Origin of the sequence: Micromonospora radicis (assembly GCF_003583405.1) — a bacterium.
Lineage (GTDB): Bacteria > Actinomycetota > Actinomycetes > Mycobacteriales > Micromonosporaceae > Micromonospora > Micromonospora radicis.
Map to the genome: position 1 here is coordinate 387,527 of NZ_QXEC01000001.1, position 19,641 is coordinate 407,167.

Genomic DNA, 19,641 nt, shown 5'->3' on the forward strand with positions numbered 1-19,641 from the left:
GCCGCTGACCGGCGGAAGGGGCGTGGCGGCGGTCCCTTACCATCGGTCAGTGCAGTCGCTAGTAGGCACCGGTACGGCGGGAGGCACCCCATGTCCGTGATCTCCATCGACAACCTGGTCAAGACCTTCGGCGGCGTACGCGCCCTCGACGGGCTCGACCTGCGGGTGGAACCGGGGGAGGTGCACGGCTTCCTGGGGCCCAACGGCGCGGGCAAGTCCACCACCATCCGGATCCTGCTCGGCCTGCTGCGCCGCGACTCCGGCCAGGTGCGCGTCCTCGACGGCGACCCGTGGCGGGACGCGGTCGCGCTGCACCGCCGGCTGGCGTACGTGCCGGGCGACGTCAACCTCTGGCCCAACCTCTCCGGCGGCGAGGCGATCGACCTGTTCGGCGCGCTGCGCGGCGGCCTCGACGAGGGGCGCCGGGACGAGCTGCTGCGCCGGTTCGAACTGGACCCCACGAAGAAGTGCCGCACCTACTCCAAGGGCAACCGGCAGAAGGTCGCCATCGTCGCCGCGTTCGCCTCCGACGTCGAGCTGTACGTCCTGGACGAGCCCACCTCCGGACTGGATCCGCTGATGGAGGCGGTCTTCCAGGAGGAGGTCCGGCGGCTGACCGGGGCCGGTGCCAGCGTGCTGCTCTCCAGCCACGTGCTCGCCGAGGTCGAGGCGCTCTGCGACCGGGTCAGCATCATCCGCGAGGGCCGCGTGGTGGAGTCGGGTACCCTCGCCGAGCTGCGGCACCTGGCCCGGACCACGGTCACCGTCGAGACGGTACGCCCACTCACCGGCGTGGCGCAGCTGCCCGGCGTGCACGAGGTCCGCACGGTCGACGGCCGGGTCCGGCTGGAGGTCGAGCCCGCGCACCTCGACACGTTGCTCGGCCACCTGGTGCGCTTCCAGGTCCGCGCGTTGACCAGCGCACCGCCGACCCTGGAGGAGCTGTTCCTCCGCCACTACGGCGACACCGTCGAGTCGTCCACCTCCGTCGGTGGTGGACGATGAGCAGCCTCACCGGCACCGGCCGGCTGGCCCGGCTCGCCCTGCGCCGGGACCGGATCCGGCTGGGCATCTGGGTACTCGGCACCCCGCTGATCGGGTACGCCCTCGCCGAGAGCGTCGCCGGGCTCTACCCCGACGAGCAGACCCGCGTCGGGTACGCCGAGACCGTGATCGGCAGCGTCGTCGCCCGGGCCTTCAACGGCCCGATCGCCAGCACCGACCTCGGCGCCGTGGTGGTCACCGAGACGTACCTCACCCTCGCCCTGCTCGCCGCGCTGCTCAGCACCTTCGCCGTGATCCGTCACACCCGGCAGAACGAGGAGACCGGGCGGGCCGAACTGCTCGGTGCCGCCCCGGTCGGCCGGTACGCCCTGCTCACCGCCGCCCTGGTGGTCGTGGTCGGCGCCAACGTGGCGGCCGCCGCGCTGCTGGCCCTGGCCCTCGTCGGCAGCGGCCTGTCGGTCGCCGGGTCGGTGGCCGCAGCGGCGGCGATCGGCGGCGTGGGGGTGGCCTTCACCGGCCTGGCCGCGGTCGCCGCCCAGCTCTCGGTCACCTCCCGCGGCGCGAACGCGCTCGCCGCCGTCACGGTCGGCGTGGCGTTCCTGCTGCGGGCCGCCGGTGACGTGCTCGGCGAACGCGCCCCCGGCGCGATCCGACTGGACAGCGCCTGGCCGACCTGGCTGTCGCCGCTGGGCTGGGGCACCCAGGTCCGGGCCTTCGGGGCGCAACGCTGGTGGGTCCTCGCGCTGCCGGCGGCCCTGCTGGTCGCCGGGATCGCCGTGGCCTACCTGCTCGCCGAACGCCGCGACGTCGGCGCCGGCCTGCTGGCCGCCCGGCGGGGGCCGGCCCGAGCCGCCGCCGGACTGCTCAGCCCGGCCGGGTTGACCTGGCGACTGCAACGTGGGGCCCTGCTCGGCTGGGCGGTCGCGGTCGCGGTACTCGGCCTCTGCATGGGGGTGGCCGGACACGAGATCGACGCCATGATCGCCGAGAATCCGCAGGCGGCCGAGGCGATCGCCCAGCTCGGCGGCGGCGCGGAACTGGTCGACGCGTACCTGGCCGCGATGCTCGGGCTGTTCGCCCTGACCATCGGGGCGTACGTGGTGCAGGCCCTGCTGCGGACCCGGGCCGACGAGTCCGACGGCATCCTCGAGGCGTTGCTCGCCACGGCGGTCAGCCGCACCCGCTGGCTCGGTACGCAGGTGCTCGGCGCCGTACTCGGTGCGCTGGCGCTGGTGCTGCTGGCCGGAGTCACCACCGGCTTCGGGTACGGCCTGGTCGCCGGTGACCCGATCGGCTGGACCGTCGAGCTGGCCGGGGCGGCGGCGCTGCGGCTGCCCGCCCTGCTGGTGGTCGCCGGGGTGGTGACCGCCCTGTTCGGCGCGCTGCCCCGCTGGTCGGTCGCGCTGAGTTGGACGGTGCTGATCGCCTTTCTGCTGCTCGGGCAGCTGGGCGCGGTGCTGGAGCTGCCGCAGGCCGCACTCAACCTGTCGCCCTACACCCACGTACCCTCGGTGCCCGCCGCCGACGTCGCGGTGCTGCCCCTGGTCACCCTGACCGGGGTGGCCGTCGCCCTGCTCGCCCTCGGACTGGTCACCTTCGGCAGGCGGGACACCCCGCGGTGAGCGCCCGGGGCGGCCCGAGGCACACCGGTACCCCCGTTGCCGGCCGCGCGTCGCCGGGGTAGCTACGCGGAACTCACTAGACTCGACCCGGTGGGACGGGGACGCTCAGACCACGGGCATGGATGGTCCGCACATGCGTGAGCTGCTCACTTCGATCGAGACGGCCGTCCAGCGGGGACAGCAGGACGAGGCGCTACGCCGGCTGGCGAACGTGCCGGCGGATCTGCCGTTGCCGGCGGGACTGGCCTGGCGCCTCGGTGTGCTGCTGCACCAGCGTGGCCGGTTCGACGCGGCCGACGCCTGCTACCGGCGTGCCGATCTCGACCCGGGGGACCGGCTCCCGTTGGCGCTGGCGGACCGGGCCCAGGTACTCGCCGGCTGGGCCGCGACCCGCTGGGCGAAGGGCGACCAGGCGCGTACCCGGCAGTTGGCCGCGGACGCGGTCCGGGTCGCGGAGCAGAGCGGGGACGACGCCGCGGTGGCGGCGGCCTACCTGGCGCAGGCGTTGGCCGCGTTCGGCGCCGGTGACCGCGCGGGTAACGAGCACGCGTACGCCCAGGCCCTCGCGGCGGCCGAACGAGCCGGTGACTTCGGGCAGCAACTCCGCATCCGGTGCAACGTCGGATCGCGGCTCGTCGAGGAGGGACACTACCGGTCGGCCGTCGCGGAACTCGACGAGGCGGTTCGGCTGGGCGAGCTGCACGGGCACCAGATGCTGCTCGCGTTGGCGCTGCACAATCGGGCGGAGGCGTGGTTGGGGCTGGGCGAGCTGCGTCGTGCGCGCGGTGACGCGGACCAGGCGTTGGCCCGGTGGCAGCGGGCCGGATCGCCGCTGGCGGCCTTCGGGTTGACGCTGACCGCCCGGGTGCACCGGGTCCGCGGGGCGACCCGGCAGGCGGTCGCCGCGTACCGGGCGGCCCTGGCCATGGGTGAGCCGGACGGTAACGCGCAGGTGCTGGTCGAGGCGTGTGCCGGGCTCGCCCGGATCAGCTACGCCGACGATCCGGCGGCGGCGACCCGCCTCGCCGAACGGGCGCTGTCGATGCCCAGCTCCGCCGGGCCCACCGTGGCGGAACTGGCCGCCGGGTGGGTCGCCCTCTGCTCCGCGGACCCACCGACCGCCCTGCGGTACGGCGAACAGGTTCGCGCGGAGGCCGGTCGGCGCCGAGACCGCGCCGGGCTGGCCGAGGCGATGGAACTCGTCACGCTCGCCACCCACCGGGCCAGCCCCGTGACGGTCCCACCCCGGACTGTCCGCCGGCTGCTCGCCGACCTGGTCGAAGCCGCGACGATCTGGGCCGAACTCGGCAACGAGTTCGCCCTCGCCACCAACGCCCTGCTCCAGGCCCGCCTCGCCGGTGACCGGGCGGCCGAGGAGATCGCGTACGAGCGGCTACGCCAGTCCGGCGTACAGGAAGGCGCCTGGCACGTCGCCGGACCGTTGGCGGCGATCGGGCCGGCTCCGGTCCCCGAGGTGGAGGTACAGCTCCTGGGGCAGTTCACGGTCCGCCGGGCCGGGGTGCCGGTGCCGGTGGGCAGCTGGCAGTCCCGTAAGGCGCGGGAACTGCTCAGGCTGGTGGCCGGGCAGCTCGGGAGGGCGGTGACCCGCGACGCGCTGGCCGCCGCGCTGTGGCCGCAGGCCGCAACCGAGGTGGCGCTACGCCGCCTGTCGGTGCTGATCTCGACCGTGCGCGGCGTGTTCGACCCGGAGCGGCGGTATCCGGCCGACCGTTACCTCGTCACGGATGCGACCACGGTCCGGATCGACCCGGCGCACGTCGCCGTGGACGCGGTGCGCTTCCAGGAGGCGGCCCGCGCCGTCATCGTGGCGGACAGCGCGAGCCCGTCGAAGGCGTCGTCGAGCGGCAGTCCGGATCCGGCGGCCACCGACGGTGACATCCGGCTGCTGACCCGCCTGGAGGCGGTGGTGGCGATGTACACCGGCGATCTCTGCGACGACGGTGAGATCGCCGGAGACTCGGTGCACCGGCCCCGCGCCGTCCTGGCCGACCTGTACCGCGAGACGACCCACCGGCTGGCGCGGCGATGCCTGTGCCTGGGGCGTAACGAGGCGGCGATCGGCTGGTACCTACGCCTCACCGCCGAGGACGGCTACGACGAGCCGGCCCATCTCGGGCTGATCAGCGCCTTGTCCGCGGTCGGGCGGCACGGCGAGGCCAACCGCCGGTACCAGGAGTACGGCGCGCGGATGCGGGAGATGGATGTCGAGCCCGCTGTCTTCCCCCACCCGGAGCGGGCTCGCCCGCCCGCCTGAACGATTCCTGAACCCCGCCCGAAACCGGCCGGTCAGACTGCGCACAGGAAAGTACGCGTGCCCCGCTGCCGGAACCGGATCGCCGGCGCTGGTGGCGTCGGCGGACGCCGGTACGGCGGACGGGGGCGGGGCAGCTCGGAGGAGAGATCGATGAGAAGAACTCGGCGGGGTCCAGGGCGGGCCGCCCAGGCGCTGGCCGCGCTCGCGGTCGGGTTGCTGCTGGCGGGCTGCGGTCCCGATGCGGGCGACCCGGCACCGGCCGCCGGCGGCAGCACGGCCGACACCGGCGGCGCGAGTCCCCAGGCCGACGGCGGGAAGGACACCGACCGGGCCGAGCCGGCCGGTGCCGACAGCTGGTGTGAGGTGGTGAAGGCGTTCAACGACTCGGTGGAGCCGTTGTTCGAGCCGGGCGCGAGCGGTGCGAAGGGCGATGCGGCTCAGGCACATGCCCGGTTGCGGGAGCTGGTGGCAGCGGCGCCGGCCGAGATCAAGACGGAGGCGGCGGCGCTCAGCGAGTTCTATGGCGCGGTCATCGACACCTCGGGCAAGAGCATGGCCGAGGATCCCGACGGCTTCGCCCGCCTCGCCAAGGCCGCCGAGCACCTCAGGGAGGTCATGCCGCCGGTGTCGGACTACACCATGAAGTACTGCCCGGAACTCGACGCGCAGCTGCCGATGGGAGACGGCTGACCCGACCGTACGGCCGAGGTCGGTCGCTCAGAGCACCTGGGAGAGGAAGCGGCGCAGGCGTGGGTGCTGCGCCGCTTCGAAGATCGCGTTCGGCGCGCCGGCCTCCAGCACCACGCCGGCGTCCATGAAGGCGACCGTGTCGGCGACCTCGCGGGCGAAGCCCATCTCGTGGGTCACCACGACCATCGTCATGCCCTGCGCGGACAGCTCCGCCATCAACGCCAGCACGCCCTTGACCAGTTCCGGGTCCAGTGCCGAGGTCGCCTCGTCGAAGAGCATCACCTCCGGCTGCATGGCCAGGGCGCGGGCGATGGCGACCCGCTGCTGCTGCCCGCCCGAGAGCTGCCCGGGGCGGGCGTCGGCCTTGGCGGCCAGCCCCACCCGGTCCAGGTGCTCGCGGGCCACCGCCACCGCCTCGTCGTCGCCGAGCCGGCGCTTGCGGCGCAGCGCGAGGGTGACGTTGCGCAGCACGCTCATGTGCGGAAAGAGGTTGAACTGTTGGAACACCATGCCGACCCGCTGACGCAGGACGTCCGGGTCGTCGCGCAGCACGCTGCGCCCGTCCAGCAGCACGTCACCCCGATCCGGTTCGAGGAGCCGGTTGACGGTGCGCAGCAGGGTGGACTTGCCCGACCCGGACGGGCCGATCACGCAGGCGGTGGCACCCCGGGCCACCTCCAGGTCCACCCCGCGCAGCACCTGGTTGCGGCCGAAGGCCAGGTGCACGTCGCGCAGGGCCAGGCTGACCGAGCTGCTCATCGTTGGTTCCCTCCGGCGGCGCCGGGCAGCGCCAGGTCGAGGTCGTCGGGGTCGTCGTGCGCCGGTCCGGTGGCCGGTCGGCCGTGCCGCAGCCGACGGTCGATCCAGTTGACCGCGTGGGTCAGCGGCACCGTCAGGGCCAGGTAGCAGAGCCCGGCCAGCAGCAGCGCCGACTGGTTACCGGTGTTGGCCGCGTAGTCCTGCCCGATCCGGAACAGTTCCCGCTGGCTGGCCAGCAGACCGAGGAAGTAGACCAGGCTGGAGTCCTTGATCAGGGCGATCAGCTGGTTCACCCAGGCCGGCAGGATCCGCCGGATGCCCTGCGGAATGATCACCAACCGCATGGCCTCGCCCCAGGAGAGTCCGAGCGCGCGGGCGGCCTCCAGTTGGGTGGCCTCGATCGACTGGATGCCGGAGCGGAAGATCTCCCCGATGTACGCGGACGCGATCAGCGACAGCGCGAGGATGCCCAGCGGGTACGGGTTGGGCCCCCACACCTGCATGCCCAGTGGGGCCAGCCCGACGCCGATCAGCAGGATCGTCGCCGCGGCCGGCAGGCCCCGGAACACGTCGGTCCAGACCCGGGCCGGCCACCGCAACCAGCGGGTGCGGGAGATGCCCGCGACGGCCAGCAGGATGCCCAGCGCCGAGCCGAGCAGGGCGGCGGTGACCGCCAGGATCAGCGTGTTGGGCAACCCGACGGTGAGCATCTCGGGTAGCGCCTCGCGCATGGACTCCCAGTCGAAGAACGTCTCCCACAGGGTGCGCAACGGATCCACGGTCGACCTCCGCCCTACTCGCTCGTCGTCCTACCTCAGGAGGCGGCCGACGCCGAGGGCGCCGCCGATCCGGCCGGTGCGGTGACGTCACCGCTGCCCGGAGTGAAGTCGGCCGGGATCGGCCGGCCCGGGTAGTACTGCTCCTGTAGCCGGGTCCAGGTACCGTCGGCGATCACCTCGTCGAGCGCCTTGTTCAGCGCCTCGCGCAGCGCGTCGTTGCCCTTGGCGAAGGCGTACGCGGTCGGGGCCGGACTGAGTTCCTTCGCCGCGACCTTGATCTTGCCGTTGCTGTCGGCGGCGGTCTTCTCACCGATCTCGGCCGGGGCGATCCAGGCGTCCGCGGTGCCCGCCTTGAGCTGGTTGATCGCCCCGTTGTAGTCGGGTACCCGCACCGGGTCGAGGCCCCGGTTGGTGGCGTAGTCGTCCTGGACGGTGCCCTGTACCACCACCACCCGCTTGCCGGGCAGCTCGTCGAAGCTGCTGAGCGCCGAGCCGGCCGGCACGTCCAGGCCGAAGTAGCCGAAGTCGTAGCCGTTGCCGAAGTCGACCGTCTTCTTCCGCGCCTCGGTGATCGTGATCGAGGAGCTGCCGATGTCGAACTTGCGGGTGTTGACCTGCGACAGCAACGCCGAGAAGTCGGTGCCGACGAACTCCACCCGCAGGCCGAGCCGGTCGGCCGCGGCGACCAGCAGGTCGTTGTCGAAGCCGGTGAACTTGCCGTCGGAGAGATACACGTTCGGCGGCGCGTCGGTGAGCGTGCCGGCCCGCAGCACCCCCGGCTGGAGCAGGTTGTACGGGTTCTCGGCGGTGCCGGCGGAGTCGGCGCCGCAGGCGGTGAGGGTGGCGGCAGCCAGGGTGGCGGCCACGCCGAGGGCAGCGGCCCGGGTCAGGGCAGGAAGGATTCGCACAGGTGTCTCCTGGCTGAGCGGCGGCGGGCACGGACGTGCCACACCGGCGGTCCGTCGTGGGACGGACCGCTGGGATGGGTGGACGAGAGGGAAGGGGAACGGTCAGCCGATCCGGCAGGGCTCGGTGACTGGCGGCGACGCGGTCAGCTACACGCGGCGCTACAGACCCGCATCATGTCGACGTGCCGGCGCCGGGTCAGGCCCGGACGGATCGCGTCGGGTGCGGGTCGACTTCCGTACGACATGGGTCTCCTCGAGGTCGTGATGACCTGGGGAACCAGGCCACGCTTGCATCGGAGGTAGCTCCGATGCCTGGTCCTCACCCGGGGCACCCCTGCGCGGACGAGGGTTGCCGGCCAGCGAGCCGGGGCTTGACGCTGGCGCTCATGACCTGTCGCCGAGGCTAGCAGTCGGTGACGGGGCGGCGTCCACCCGTTATGACCACCCTCACGCCCGGACCGGGCGGAGGTGCAGGGCCAGGCGCCGGGTCAGGACCGTGGCGCCGGCGAGCGCCGCCAGGACCATGGTGATCTCGACGGCGACCACCTTCGGTGCGGTGCTGTAGTCGGTGGACCAGGCGAAGGCGATGGTGACCGGGGTGACGACGATGCCGGCCGCCGGTAGCCCGTAGTAGACGCCGACCCCCACCTGGATCGGTACGTCGACCGAGCGCGGAATGTCGATCATGCGAACGAACAGCGGATACAGCGTGTACAGCAGGTCGTAGCCGAGCACGCTGCCGAGTACCGCACCGGTCAGCGCGGTCCGTAGCAGTACCGCACTATTCGGTGTGGCGATATACCGGTTCCCGGATCGTCCGTGCCGCACGGTTGCCGGCGGCCCGCGTGATCCCTTACGGTCTGCTCAGCGGTGGGTGGTGCGGTCCGCATCCGAGAAGACACCGCCGGTGCTCCGCGACGCCGGGCCGGGATGGTGGAATCCCGTCGCCCGCGCAGGCGTGGCGGACGACCCGGCGGGCGAGCCCCGACCTGCGGGCGGCGCGTCGAGGCGCCGGGCCCGCGGTTGTCGGGAGCGCGGACACCCACCGGGAGCACCCGTGTACCTCACCCCACACGAGCAGGATCGTCTGCTCGTCCACGTGGCGGCCGACGTCGCCCGGCGCCGCCGCGAACGCGGCCTGCGCCTCAACTATCCGGAAGCCGTCGCGGTGATCACCGCCTTCCTGCTGGAGGGCGCCCGCGACGGACGGTCCGTGGTCGACCTGATGGCCGCCGGCCGCACCGTCCTGACCCGGGACGACGTGCAGGACGGCATCCCCGAGCTGCTGGGGGAGGTGCAGGTGGAGGCGACGTTCCCGGACGGCACCAAGCTGGTGACGGTGCACCACCCGATCCCGTGATCCCCGGGGAGATCCTGCCGGCCGCCGATCCGGTGGAGATCAACGCGGGTCGTCCGGTGACCACCCTGCTGGTGGTCAACACCGCCGACCGGCCGGTGCAGGTCGGCTCGCACTACCACTTCGCGGAGGCCAATCCGGCCCTGGACTTCGACCGCGCCGCCGCGTGGGGGCGGCGGCTGGCGGTACCGGCCGGCACCTCGGTGCGCTTCGAACCGGGGGTCAGCCGCAGCGTCGACCTGGTGCCGCTGGGCGGCGCCCGGATCGTGCCCGGCCTGCGCGGCGAGTGTGCCGGAGCACTGGACGGGAGGCCGGAGGCGTGAGCTTCGTGGAACGCGACCGCTACGTGGCGCTGTACGGGCCGACCACCGGGGACCGGATCCGGTTGGCCGACACCAACCTGCTGATCGAGGTGGAGCACGACCACTGTGCCGGCGGCGACGAGGCGGTCTTCGGCGGCGGCAAGGTGATCCGTGAGTCGATGGGCCAGTCCCGGGCCACCCGGGCCGAGGGGGCGCTGGACACCGTCATCACCGGCGCGGTCGTCCTCGACCACTGGGGGATCGTCAAGGCCGACGTGGGGCTGCGCGACGGGCGGATCGTCGCGCTGGGCCGGGCGGGCAACCCGGACACCATGGACGGTGTGCACCCGGACCTGGTGATCGGCCCGGCCACCGAGGTGATCGCCGGTAACGGCCGGATCCTCACCGCCGGCGCCGTCGACACCCACGTGCACTTCATCTGCCCGCAGATCGTCACCGAGGCGCTCGCCGCTGGCGTCACCACCCTGGTCGGCGGCGGTACCGGACCGGCCGAGGGCACCCGCGCCACCACCGTCACCCCGAACGCCTGGCACCTGGCGCGGATGCACGAGGCGCTGGACACGTTCCCGGTCAACGTGCTGCTGCTGGGCAAGGGCAACACCGTCTCCGAAGAGGCGCTCTGGGAGCAGCTGCGGGCCGGGGCCGGCGGGTTCAAGCTGCACGAGGACTGGGGCACCACCCCGGCGGCCATCGACGCCTGCCTGCGGGTCGCCGACGCCTCCGGCGTGCAGGTCTCCATCCACACCGACACCCTGAACGAGGCCGGGTTCGTCGCGGACACCCTGCGGGCGGTCGGCGGCCGGGCGATCCACTCGTACCACACCGAGGGGGCCGGCGGCGGGCACGCGCCGGACATCATCACCGTCGCCGGTGAGCCCAACGTGCTGCCCTCGTCGACCAACCCGACCCGCCCGTACACCCGCAACACCCTGGCCGAGCACCTCGACATGCTGATGGTCTGCCACCACCTGAACCCGGCCGTGCCGGAGGACCTGGCGTTCGCGGAGAGCCGGATCCGGCCGTCCACCATGGCCGCCGAGGACCTGTTGCACGACCTGGGCGCGATTTCCATCATCGGCTCGGACTCGCAGGCCATGGGCCGGGTCGGTGAGATCGTGCTGCGGACCTGGCAGAGCGCGCACGTGATGAAGGCCCGGGTGGGCGCGCTGCCCGGCGACGGCGCGGCCGACAACCACCGGGCCCGGCGGTACGTGGCGAAGTACACCATCTGCGCCGCCATGGCCAACGGGCTCGACCACGAGATCGGCTCGGTCGAGGCGGGCAAGCTCGCCGACCTGGTGCTCTGGGAGCCGGCGTTCTTCGGCGTCCGGCCGCACCTGGTGATCAAGGGCGGCATGATCGCGTACGCGCAGCTGGGCGACGCGAACGCATCCATCCCGACGCCGCAGCCGATGCTGCCCCGGCCCATGTTCGGCGCGTACGGAGGTGCGGCCGCCGCCACCAGCCTGGCGTTCGTGGCCCCCGCCGCGCTCGACGCGGGGCTGCGACTGGAGGTGCGGCGTCGGGTGGTGCCGGTGTCCGACGTACGGTCGCGCGGCAAGGCCGACCTGCCGGAGAACAGTGCCCTGCCGCGCATCGAGGTCGATCCGGACACCTTCACCGTCCGGATCGACGGTGTGGTGGTCGAACCCGACCCGGTGACCGAACTGCCCATGGCCCAGCGGTACTTCCTGTTCTGATGTCCGCGTCGACGATGCTGTTGCTGCTCGCCGACGGGCGGTTCCCGGCCGGGGCACACGCCCACTCGTCGGGTCTGGAGGCCGCCGTCGCCGCCGGGCGGGTCACCGACCTGAGCACGCTGGCGGAGTACCTGCGCGGCCGACTGGCCACCGCCGGGCTGGTCGCGGCGGCGTTCGCGGCGGCGGCCTGCCGGGCCGCCGGGGTGGACCCGCCGGCATCGGCGCCCGGTACCGATCCGAACGGTCGGCACCGGCGGTCGGCGCTGGCTCGGCTCGACGTCGAACTGGACGCGCGGACCGCCTCGCCGGCCCAGCGAACGGTGTCCCGCCGGCAGGGACGGGCCCTGCTGCGGGCCGGCCGGGCGATCTGGCCCACCGCCGGCTTCGACGACCTGCCCGCCACACCGGGCGGTCCGCACCAGCCGCTCGTACTCGGGCTGGTCGGTGCCGCCGCCGGCCTCGACCCGGCGCAGGTCGCCACGGTCGCCGTGCACGCCACGGTGACCGGTTCGGCCAGCGCCGCCGTACGCCTGCTCGGCCTTGACCCGTACCAGGTGCAGACCCTGCTGGTACGGCTCGCCGATGCCTGCGACGCCACCGCGGCGCGGGCGGCGCGGGCCGCCGAACAACCACCGCGGCGGCTGCCGGCCGCCGCGGCGCCACTTGCCGACATCCATGCCGAAGCACACGCCACCTGGGAGGTGCGTCTCTTTGCGTCCTGAAGCCGACCACGACGAGTCCGTTCCCCACACCCACCCCGAACCGGGAGTCGACCCACACGCGCCGCTGCCGGCCGCCGTCCGGGCGCTGCGCGTCGGCATCGGCGGTCCGGTCGGTTCGGGCAAGACCGCCCTGGTGGCCGCGTTGTGCCGGGCGTTCGCCGACGAGCTGCGCCTCGGCGTGGTGACCAACGACATCTACACCACCGAGGACGCCGACTTCCTCAAGCGGGCCGGGGTGCTCGACCCGACCCGGATCCGGGCCGTGGAGACCGGCTGCTGCCCGCACACCGCCATCCGTGACGACATCGGCGCCAACCTGGACGCCATCGACGAACTGGCCGACGCGCTGGGACCGCTGGACCTGGTGCTGGTGGAGAGCGGCGGTGACAACCTGACCGCCACCTTCAGCCGAGGCCTGGTCGACCGGCAGATCTTCGTGGTCGACGTGGCCGGCGGCGACAAGGTGCCGCGCAAGGGCGGCCCCGGCGTGACCGCGGCCGACCTGCTCGTGATCAACAAGACCGATCTGGCGCCGATGGTCGGCGCGGACCTGTCCGTGATGGACCGCGACGCCCGCGCCCGCCGCGGCGACCTGCCCACCGTGTTCCAGTCCATCACCGAGGACCCGCTCGCCACCCGGGTCGCCGCGTGGATCCGCCACGAACTCGCCCACCACCGCGGTGCCGCGGCGGCCGACGTGGACCGGGCCACGCCCGCCGTCGCGGTCGCGGCCGGGCCGGCCTGATGCGGGCCACCGCCCGGCTGGTGGCCCGCGCCGACCGGCACGGCCGGACCACCCTGGCCGAGCTGCGCGGCGAGAGCCCGCTGCTGCTGCGCCAGGTCCCCGCCGGGGACGGAGGCGTCACGGTGTACGTCGTCGGCGGCGCGGCCGGTCCGCTCGCCGGCGACGACCTGCGGTTGGACGTCGAGGTCGGCCCCGGTGCGCGGGTGCGGATGCACACCGTGGCCGCCTCGATCGCCCTGCCCGGCCGCCCCGGCGCGGTCTCCCGGATGCTGGTCCGGGCGACCGTCGCCGAACGGGCCGCCCTGCACTGGCTGCCGGAGCAGCTGGTCGCGGCGGCCGGCTGCGCCCACGTCGCCGACGCCGAGGTCGACGTCGCCGAGGACGGCGTCCTGCACTGGCGCGACGAGCTGATCTGCGGCCGGCACGGCGAGCAGCCCGGCCGGGCCGAGGTCAACACCGGAGTCGACCTGGCCGGCCGGCCGCTGCTGCGGCAGAGCCTCGCGGTCGGCCCGGACGCGCCCGGCTGGGCCGGTCCGGCGGTGCTCGGCGGCGCGCCGGCCACCGGATCCCTGCTGGTGGTCGACCCGGCCCGACCCACCGAACCACCCGCGGTACGGGGGACCGTGGCCCGACTGCCGCTCACCGGCGGCACCGCGACCCTGTGGACCGCCACCGCACCGGACGCGCACACCCTGCGTACCCTGCTCGAATCGGAACGTGAGCAACTGCTGGCGGCGCCGGATAGCATCGCGGTTCCGGTCGACGGGGAGGGGACTGAGGTTGTCCGAGTTGGGGGAGGTCGTCGCGGAGCGACGGATCGCGTTGACCGGTCCGGCCGGCGACTCGGCGGAGGTGCTCGTCCGGTTCGGCAGACCGCATCCTGATCCGTTGTCGACCTCCGGCGACTGGGGCTGCCCGTTCCAGATCGACGGTCTGGGCGACGACTCGGTCCAGGAGGCGTTCGGGGTGGACTCCCTGCAGGCCCTGCTGCTGGCAATCTGGAGCGTACGGCTGGAACTGGCCGAGCGGGCCGAGCGGACCTCGGTACGGCTGGACTGGCTGGAGCAGCGGGCGCTGGGCCTGCGCGTCGTGCCAGACGTGGTGGACCTGCCCCCGGCGCCGTAGGCCCGGTACGGACTTCGCGGCGCTAAACCGGTTGGTCGGGCCAGCGCGGGCGGTTATCCTGCGTGCCTCATGGACCTGCCTCGAAGCTTCGTCATCCGCGAGGGTGACCTGCGGATTCTCAACCCCTTCGACGCCGACAAGCTGGCCACCCTGGGCCGGGCGGTGAAGCTCGCACCGGGTACCTCGATCCTCGATCTGTGCAGCGGCAAGGGCGAACTGCTCTGCACCTGGGCGCGTGATCACGGTGTGGTCGGCACCGGAGTCGACATCAGCAGCGCCTTCACCGCCGCCGCCCGGCAGCGGGCGGCCGAACTGGGGGTGGCCGAGCGGGTCCGGTTCGTCCACGGCGACGCCGCCCACCATCCGGTGGGCGAGCCGGTCGACGTGGCGGCGTGCGTCGGTGCCACCTGGATCGGCGGCGGTGTCGCCGGCACCCTGGAGATCCTTGATCGGCAGCTGCGCCCGGGCGGGATGGCCCTGGTCGGCGAGCCGTACTGGCGGATCGACCCGCCCGACCAGGTGACGGTGCTGGGCTGCCACGCGAGCACCCGGGACGACTTCCGAGATCTGCCCGGCCTGGTCGGCCTCTTCGCCGAGCTGGGTTGGGACCTGGTGGAGATGGTGCTGGCCGACCAGGACAGCTGGGACCGCTACGCGGCGGCACACTGGCTCAACCTGCGTCGGTGGCTGGACGACAACCCGGACGACCCGCTCGCCGACGAGCTGCGGCGGGAGCTGACCGAGGATCCGGTACGTCACGTCCGTTACGGCCGCGAGTACCTGGGCTGGGGCGTCTTCGCACTGATCCGCCGCTGACCGAGGCCCGGCCCGTCCACTTCGGACCGGTGCCCCGCCGGATCGGCCGGTATGGCACCGTGTGTCCGATGCCGGCATCCGTCGGCGGGACCGCGCGAGGTAGGGAGTGACGCATGGTCAGTCAGGTGAGTCGTCGAGCCGCGATCGGGATCGGGGCGGCAACGGCGGCGCTGGTGGCGACACCGGACGGTGCCGCCGCGGCGCCGGGCGGTGCGGCAGGGGGCACCGGCGTCCCACTCGCCGGTGCCGGTTCCGTGGGCGGTCCCCGCTCCGCGTCCGAGCTGATCCGGCGTACCTACCAGAGCCAGAAGGCGCGGGCGGGCGGCGTGTGGCACTCCCACGTCGCGATGGTCGACGCGGCCGGCGCGCTCGGCGTGGTCGTGGCCGACGACGCGGACCGGGTGACCCACGGCTACAGCGTCCAGAAGCTCGCCGTCGCGGTGGCCGTGATGGACAAGATCGACCGTGGTGAGCTGTCGCTCGGTCAGCGCCTCGACCTGACCGGAGACATCATCCTGGGCGGTAGCGGGATCTACTTCCTGCACACCGTCTGGGGCGACGAGATCACGGTGGCGAACTTCCTCACCGCGCTGCTGCTGGTCTCGGACAACACGGCGGTGCGGATGTGCGGCCGGGTGGTGCCGGCGCTGGAGATCAACGAGATCCTCGCCGCCAAGGGCTTCACCCACACCCGGGTCGAGCCGGTGGCCAACCCGAACCGGTTCTTCCTGGGTGTGACCACCCCGCGGGAGACCCACGACCTGTTGTGGCGGCTGGCCAACAAGACCCTGCTGTCGGCCCGGTCGAGCGACTTCCTGCTGGGGATCCTGCGCTGGATCAACGGCTACCACGACGGGATCCGCCGGGACATGTCCTCGGCGGAGCGCAGTCGGGTCGCCACCAAGTACGGCGCGGACTACGACTCGCTGGGCGCCGCCCGCCACGAGGCCGGCATCATGTTCGACCCGACCGGTGCGCCGACGCTGACCTACGCCTTCTTCGCCGACTCCCTCGGCGACCTGGACAACTACGGCGGCACCCATCCGGCGGTACGCGCCCACGCGGTGCTCGGCCGGACCATGTTCGACGCCATCGGCCCGGTCACCAACCGTGCCTCGCGCGTCCGCCACTCCGTCCCGCGGTTCCGTCCCGTCGACGGCGGCTGACCCTCGACCCTGCGCGTTGGGCGAGGTGCGGCCCGACCCGATCCCGGATCGAGTGGTGTCGGAACCACCCGGAAGCCACTCGATCCCGGATCGAGCGTGATCATGCCGATCAGGTGAGGTCCGGGTCGGACGGGTCGGGTGAGGTCCGGGTCGGACGTGCGTCGGGGTCCGGCCCGGCGTAAGCGGTCAGACCGGGCTCGGGGCCGGGTGGCGGGCCGGGCGGCGGTTCGGGTCCAGCCGGCCGATCAGGCCGTCGAGCAGCCCGGCCAGCTCGGCGTCGTCGGCCCCGGCCAGCCCGGCCAACTCGGCCTGGACCAGCGCGGCGAGCCGTTCGTGCTCGCGTCGGCCCCGGGCGCTCAGGTAGGCCCGGATGCGACGCCGGTCGATCGGGTCGACCCGGCGGAAGACGAGGTTGCGGTCGACGAGCTGGTCGACCAGCTTGGTCAGGGTGCCCGGCGGCAGCGACGCCTCGGCGGCCACCTCGCTCATCGGGTGGCCCAGGCCGTCGGCGAGCAGGCTGAGCACCCGCCACGCCTCGATGCTGAGCGCCTCGTCGGCGAGCACCCCGCCGACCCGGCGCGAGAGCAGCCGCTCGGCGCGGGTGAGCAGGGGCAGCAGGTCGGCTGCGGAGCCGGGAAGGTCTGACATGGCACTCCCGCCTTGCGGTTGCCGGGTCATCGTACCGAGATGTCCCGCTGGATGGGGAGGGCTGGTCATCACCATCGGTGGCGGCCACCATGTGTTCATGTCCGCGCCGGCACCGGGGTACGGGCGCCCGCAGGCGGGGGAGAGCATCACCGCCGGGGCGTCCTGGCTCACCGTCGACCGGGGCGTGGTCAGTATCGCGCTGGTGTATCCGATGCGGGGACCGGCCGGCATGTTCGGCCCGAGCTGTGAGTCGTGCGCCCAGCTCGCGGTCGAGGAGGTCAACGGGCGGGGCGGGGTGCTCGGCCGGGAACTGCGGCTCGTCCCGGTCGACGGCGGGGCGCCGCCGGCCGAGGTCGCCGCCGAGGTCGAGGCGTTGGTGTCGGTCGGCGCGGTGCAGGGCGTCACCGGTTGGCACATCTCCTCGGTACGTCAGGCGGTGGCGCCGCGGATCGCGCACCGGGTGCCGTACGTCTACACCGCCCTGTACGAGGGCGGCGAGCGTACCGAGGGGGTCTTCCTCACCAGCGAGACCCCGGACGCGCAGCTCTGGCCGGCGATGCGGGTACTCGCCGGTGAGCTGGGGGTGCGGCGCTGGTTCGTGGTGGGCAACGACTACGTCTGGCCGCGCCGCACCACCCGTGCCGCGCACCGGTACGCGCTGCGCAGTGGCGGGCGGGTGGTCGGGCAGCACTTCCTGCCGTTGGAGACCCACGACTACGCCGAGGTGCTGCGCCGGGTCGAGCGCAGTGACGCCGACGCGGTGCTGATGCTGCTGGTCGGGGCGGACGCGGTGCGGTTCAACCGGGCGTTCGCCCGGTCCGGACTGGACCAGCGTTGCCTGCGGCTGAGCACGCTGATGGACGAGAACATGCTGCTCGGCAGCGGCGCGGCCAACACCCGGCGGCTGTTCAGCACGGCCGGCTTCTTCGCCGGCCTGGTCACGCCGGAGAACCTGGACTTCCACGGCGCCTTCGCCCGCCGCTTCGGCCTGGAGGCGCCGCCGCTGGGCAGTCTCGGTGAGTCCTGTTACGAGGGAGTCATGTTGCTCGCCGCGTTGATCGCCAAGGCCGGCACGTTGGACGTCCGGGCGGTGGAGGCCTCCGCCGACGTGGTGTCGTACGACGGTCCCCGCGGTGAGCTGCGGTTACGGCGTCGGCACGTACGTCAGCGCATCTACCTCGCCGAGGCCGACGGGCTGGACTTCACCGTCCTCGCCGAACTGTGACCTTCGGGGGCCGGGCCGCGCCTTGACATGGCGGACCGCCTGCCGCCTAAGATACTTCCTGTGTGAAGTATTCGGTCGCCGCACCGAATGTCGTCACCCGTCCGACGGGTGCTCGTAAATGAATCGTCGCGGCGGCCGATAATCGTATGCCGATGCCATTGAGCCGATTTCTGTCGGCGTGGCATCGGCATTTTTTGTGGCCACTCGCCTGCGCTCTCTCGGCAGTGGAAACAGTCTATTGAGGATCGGGAAACATCCGCGCAACGAAGCGGATCGAAGCTTTCCCTGCCCGATATCCGAAATCGGTGTCCGGCCGGCGTCCACCCGCAGCGCCGGGCGCCGCGCGACGTTCCGACGGACCGCACCGCAAACCGCCGAAGCAACCTCGACCCGGGACCGACGCCCGTTCCCGGGTAACTGACTCCACGCCTGACGCCCGACGCAGGGAGAATTGATGACACTGTTCCGGGGACGCCGCATCCTGGCGGGTGCCATGACCCTGGTCGCCGCGGCCGCGCTGGCCGCGTGCGGCAGCAAGACCACCGACGCGAACACCTCCGCCGGCGTCACCGCCGACGTCTCCGGCGACACCGTCAAGGTGGGCCTGCTCAACTCCCTGTCCGGCACGATGGCCATCAGCGAGGTCACCGTCCGCGACTCGATCATGCTGGCGATCGAGGAGATCAACGCGGCCGGCGGAGTGCTCGGCAAGAAGGTCCAGCCGGTCGGTGAGGACGGTGCCTCGGACTGGCCGACCTTCGCCGAGAAGGCCGAGAAGCTGATCCGCGAGGACCGGGTCGCGGCGGTCTTCGGTTGCTGGACCTCGGCCAGCCGAAAGGCCGTCAAGCCGGTGTTCGAGAAGAACAAGGCGCTGCTGTTCTACCCCGTGCAGTACGAGGGACTGGAGCAGTCACCGTACATCTTCTACACCGGCGCCACGACGAACCAGCAGATCGTCCCGGGCCTGGACTACCTCAAGGCGCAGGGCGCCAAGTCGCTCTACCTGGTCGGTTCCGACTACGTGTTCCCGCGTACCGCGAACAAAATCATCAAGGCGTACGCCGAGGCAAACGGAATGACGGTGCTGGGCGAGGACTACGCCCCACTCGGCTCCACCGAGTTCGGCACCATCACCAACAAGGTGAAGTCCGCCGGGGCGGACGCGGTCTTCAACACTCTCAACGGCGACAGCAACGTGGCGTTCTTCAAGGAGTACAAGTCCGCCGGGCTGACCGCCACCAGCATGCCGGTGGTGTCGGTGTCGATCGCCGAGGAGGAGGTCAAGAGCATCGGCACCCAGTACCTGGAGGGCCAGCTGACCGCCTGGAACTACTACCAGACCACCCCTGGCGCGGCCAACGAGAAGTTCGTCGCCGCGTACAAGGCCAAGTACGGGGCGGACAAGCCGACCAGCGACCCGATGGAGGCCGCGTACGTCTCGGTCTACCTGTGGAAGGCGATGGTGGAGAAGGCCGGCGCCTTCGACGTGGAGAAGGTCCGGGAGGCCTCCGACGGGATCACCTTCGAGGCTCCCGAGGGGCTGGTCACGGTGGACGGCGCCACCCAGCACATCGCGAAGACCGCCCGCGTCGGCAAGGTCGGCGCCGACGGACTGATCACCGAGGTCTGGAACTCCGGCGACCCGATCACGCCGGATCCGTACCTCAAGAGCTACCCGTGGGCCGGCGGCCTGAGCTGACCGGGCCGGCCCTGGCCCGGACGCCACGGGCCTGAGCTGATCCGGATGACCCTGACCCGGGCGGCGCGGCACGCACC

20 protein-coding genes and 1 riboswitch are annotated in these 19,641 nt (G+C 72.7%); of the genes, 15 read left to right on the forward strand and 5 right to left on the reverse strand.

The annotated features are described in order from the left end of the window. The first annotated feature begins 90 nt into the window (after nt 1–90). From D2L64_RS01825 to D2L64_RS01840, 4 genes are all read left to right on the forward strand, one after another. The gene (locus D2L64_RS01825) at nt 91–1,005 is read left to right on the forward strand and encodes an ABC transporter ATP-binding protein (RefSeq protein ID WP_119572657.1); all 915 of its coding nucleotides are present in this window, start codon (nt 91–93) and stop codon (nt 1,003–1,005) included. Beyond that, nucleotides 1,002–2,627 carry an ABC transporter permease gene (locus D2L64_RS01830; protein ID WP_119572658.1) on the forward strand — a complete coding sequence of 542 codons (1,626 nt, stop codon included), beginning with the start codon at nt 1,002–1,004 and terminating at the stop codon, nt 2,625–2,627. Before D2L64_RS01825 ends, D2L64_RS01830 begins: the two co-directional genes overlap by 4 nt. A 133-nt stretch (nt 2,628–2,760) precedes the next feature. Next, nucleotides 2,761–4,902, forward strand: a complete 2,142-nt coding sequence (locus tag D2L64_RS01835; protein ID WP_119572659.1) for a BTAD domain-containing putative transcriptional regulator — start codon at nt 2,761–2,763, stop codon at nt 4,900–4,902. A gap of 150 nt (nt 4,903–5,052) precedes the next feature. Further along, nucleotides 5,053–5,592 (forward strand): hypothetical protein, encoded by a 540-nt coding sequence (locus tag D2L64_RS01840; RefSeq protein ID WP_147376164.1) that lies wholly within the window; start codon nt 5,053–5,055, stop codon nt 5,590–5,592. Nucleotides 5,593–5,619: 27 nt separating this feature from the next. On the opposite strand, the gene D2L64_RS01845 is transcribed toward D2L64_RS01840, so the two are convergent. From D2L64_RS01845 to D2L64_RS01860, 4 genes are all read right to left on the reverse strand, one after another. Then, nucleotides 5,620–6,351, reverse strand: a complete 732-nt coding sequence (locus D2L64_RS01845) for an amino acid ABC transporter ATP-binding protein (RefSeq protein ID WP_119572661.1) — start codon at nt 6,349–6,351, stop codon at nt 5,620–5,622. Beyond that, complete coding sequence (locus tag D2L64_RS01850) at nt 6,348–7,130, reverse strand: amino acid ABC transporter permease (RefSeq protein ID WP_119572662.1); 783 nt, start codon at nt 7,128–7,130, stop codon at nt 6,348–6,350. The genes D2L64_RS01845 and D2L64_RS01850 overlap by 4 nt, the downstream gene beginning before the upstream one ends. 35 nt (nt 7,131–7,165) lie before the next feature. Next, entirely contained in the window at nt 7,166–8,038 is an 873-nt protein-coding gene (locus D2L64_RS01855) for an ABC transporter substrate-binding protein (protein ID WP_119572663.1), read from the reverse strand. A 279-nt stretch (nt 8,039–8,317) separates the two neighbouring features. Further along, nucleotides 8,318–8,430: riboswitch (SAM riboswitch) on the reverse strand. A 55-nt stretch (nt 8,431–8,485) separates the two neighbouring features. Next, a complete protein-coding gene (locus D2L64_RS01860; protein WP_147376165.1) occupies nt 8,486–8,866 on the reverse strand; it encodes a hypothetical protein in 381 nt (126 codons plus the stop codon). 229 nt (nt 8,867–9,095) lie between these two features. Between D2L64_RS01860 and D2L64_RS01865 the strand changes: the two genes are divergently transcribed. The 9 genes from D2L64_RS01865 (at nt 9,096) to D2L64_RS01905 (ending at nt 15,992) form a co-directional block, all read left to right on the forward strand. After that, nucleotides 9,096–9,398, forward strand: coding sequence for an urease subunit gamma (locus D2L64_RS01865; protein WP_119572665.1), 303 nt, complete (start codon nt 9,096–9,098; stop codon nt 9,396–9,398). Then, nucleotides 9,395–9,718 carry an urease subunit beta gene (locus D2L64_RS01870; RefSeq protein WP_119572666.1) on the forward strand — a complete coding sequence of 108 codons (324 nt, stop codon included), beginning with the start codon at nt 9,395–9,397 and terminating at the stop codon, nt 9,716–9,718. Before D2L64_RS01865 ends, D2L64_RS01870 begins: the two co-directional genes overlap by 4 nt. Beyond that, nucleotides 9,715–11,418 (forward strand): urease subunit alpha, encoded by a 1,704-nt coding sequence (locus D2L64_RS01875; protein WP_119572667.1) that lies wholly within the window; start codon nt 9,715–9,717, stop codon nt 11,416–11,418. Before D2L64_RS01870 ends, D2L64_RS01875 begins: the two co-directional genes overlap by 4 nt. Then, entirely contained in the window at nt 11,418–12,140 is a 723-nt protein-coding gene (locus tag D2L64_RS01880) for an urease accessory protein UreF (RefSeq protein ID WP_119572668.1), read from the forward strand. The genes D2L64_RS01875 and D2L64_RS01880 overlap by 1 nt, the downstream gene beginning before the upstream one ends. Continuing rightward, nucleotides 12,130–12,885 carry an urease accessory protein UreG gene (ureG, locus tag D2L64_RS01885; protein WP_325049890.1) on the forward strand — a complete coding sequence of 252 codons (756 nt, stop codon included), beginning with the start codon at nt 12,130–12,132 and terminating at the stop codon, nt 12,883–12,885. Before D2L64_RS01880 ends, ureG begins: the two co-directional genes overlap by 11 nt. Continuing rightward, nucleotides 12,885–13,769: an urease accessory protein UreD gene (locus D2L64_RS01890; protein ID WP_119572670.1), complete on the forward strand. Its 885-nt coding sequence runs from the start codon at nt 12,885–12,887 to the stop codon at nt 13,767–13,769. Before ureG ends, D2L64_RS01890 begins: the two co-directional genes overlap by 1 nt. Continuing rightward, a complete protein-coding gene (locus D2L64_RS01895) occupies nt 13,738–14,010 on the forward strand; it encodes a DUF6968 family protein (protein WP_407663045.1) in 273 nt (90 codons plus the stop codon). Before D2L64_RS01890 ends, D2L64_RS01895 begins: the two co-directional genes overlap by 32 nt. A gap of 69 nt (nt 14,011–14,079) precedes the next feature. Next, nucleotides 14,080–14,826, forward strand: coding sequence for an SAM-dependent methyltransferase (locus tag D2L64_RS01900; protein ID WP_119572672.1), 747 nt, complete (start codon nt 14,080–14,082; stop codon nt 14,824–14,826). Nucleotides 14,827–14,951: 125 nt separating this feature from the next. Further along, nucleotides 14,952–15,992 carry a serine hydrolase gene (locus tag D2L64_RS01905; RefSeq protein WP_233558702.1) on the forward strand — a complete coding sequence of 347 codons (1,041 nt, stop codon included), beginning with the start codon at nt 14,952–14,954 and terminating at the stop codon, nt 15,990–15,992. Nucleotides 15,993–16,178: 186 nt separating this feature from the next. Here D2L64_RS01905 and D2L64_RS01910 read toward each other — a convergent pair whose 3' ends face one another. Next, a complete protein-coding gene (locus tag D2L64_RS01910) occupies nt 16,179–16,640 on the reverse strand; it encodes a MarR family winged helix-turn-helix transcriptional regulator (protein WP_119572674.1) in 462 nt (153 codons plus the stop codon). Nucleotides 16,641–16,737: 97 nt separating this feature from the next. On the opposite strand from D2L64_RS01910, the gene D2L64_RS01915 reads away from it, so the two are divergent. Both D2L64_RS01915 and urtA read left to right on the forward strand, forming a co-directional pair. Next, nucleotides 16,738–17,865: a substrate-binding domain-containing protein gene (locus D2L64_RS01915; RefSeq protein WP_233558703.1), complete on the forward strand. Its 1,128-nt coding sequence runs from the start codon at nt 16,738–16,740 to the stop codon at nt 17,863–17,865. A gap of 454 nt (nt 17,866–18,319) precedes the next feature. Next, complete coding sequence (urtA, locus tag D2L64_RS01920; RefSeq protein WP_119572676.1) at nt 18,320–19,564, forward strand: urea ABC transporter substrate-binding protein; 1,245 nt, start codon at nt 18,320–18,322, stop codon at nt 19,562–19,564. Nucleotides 19,565–19,641: the final 77 nt, after the last annotated feature.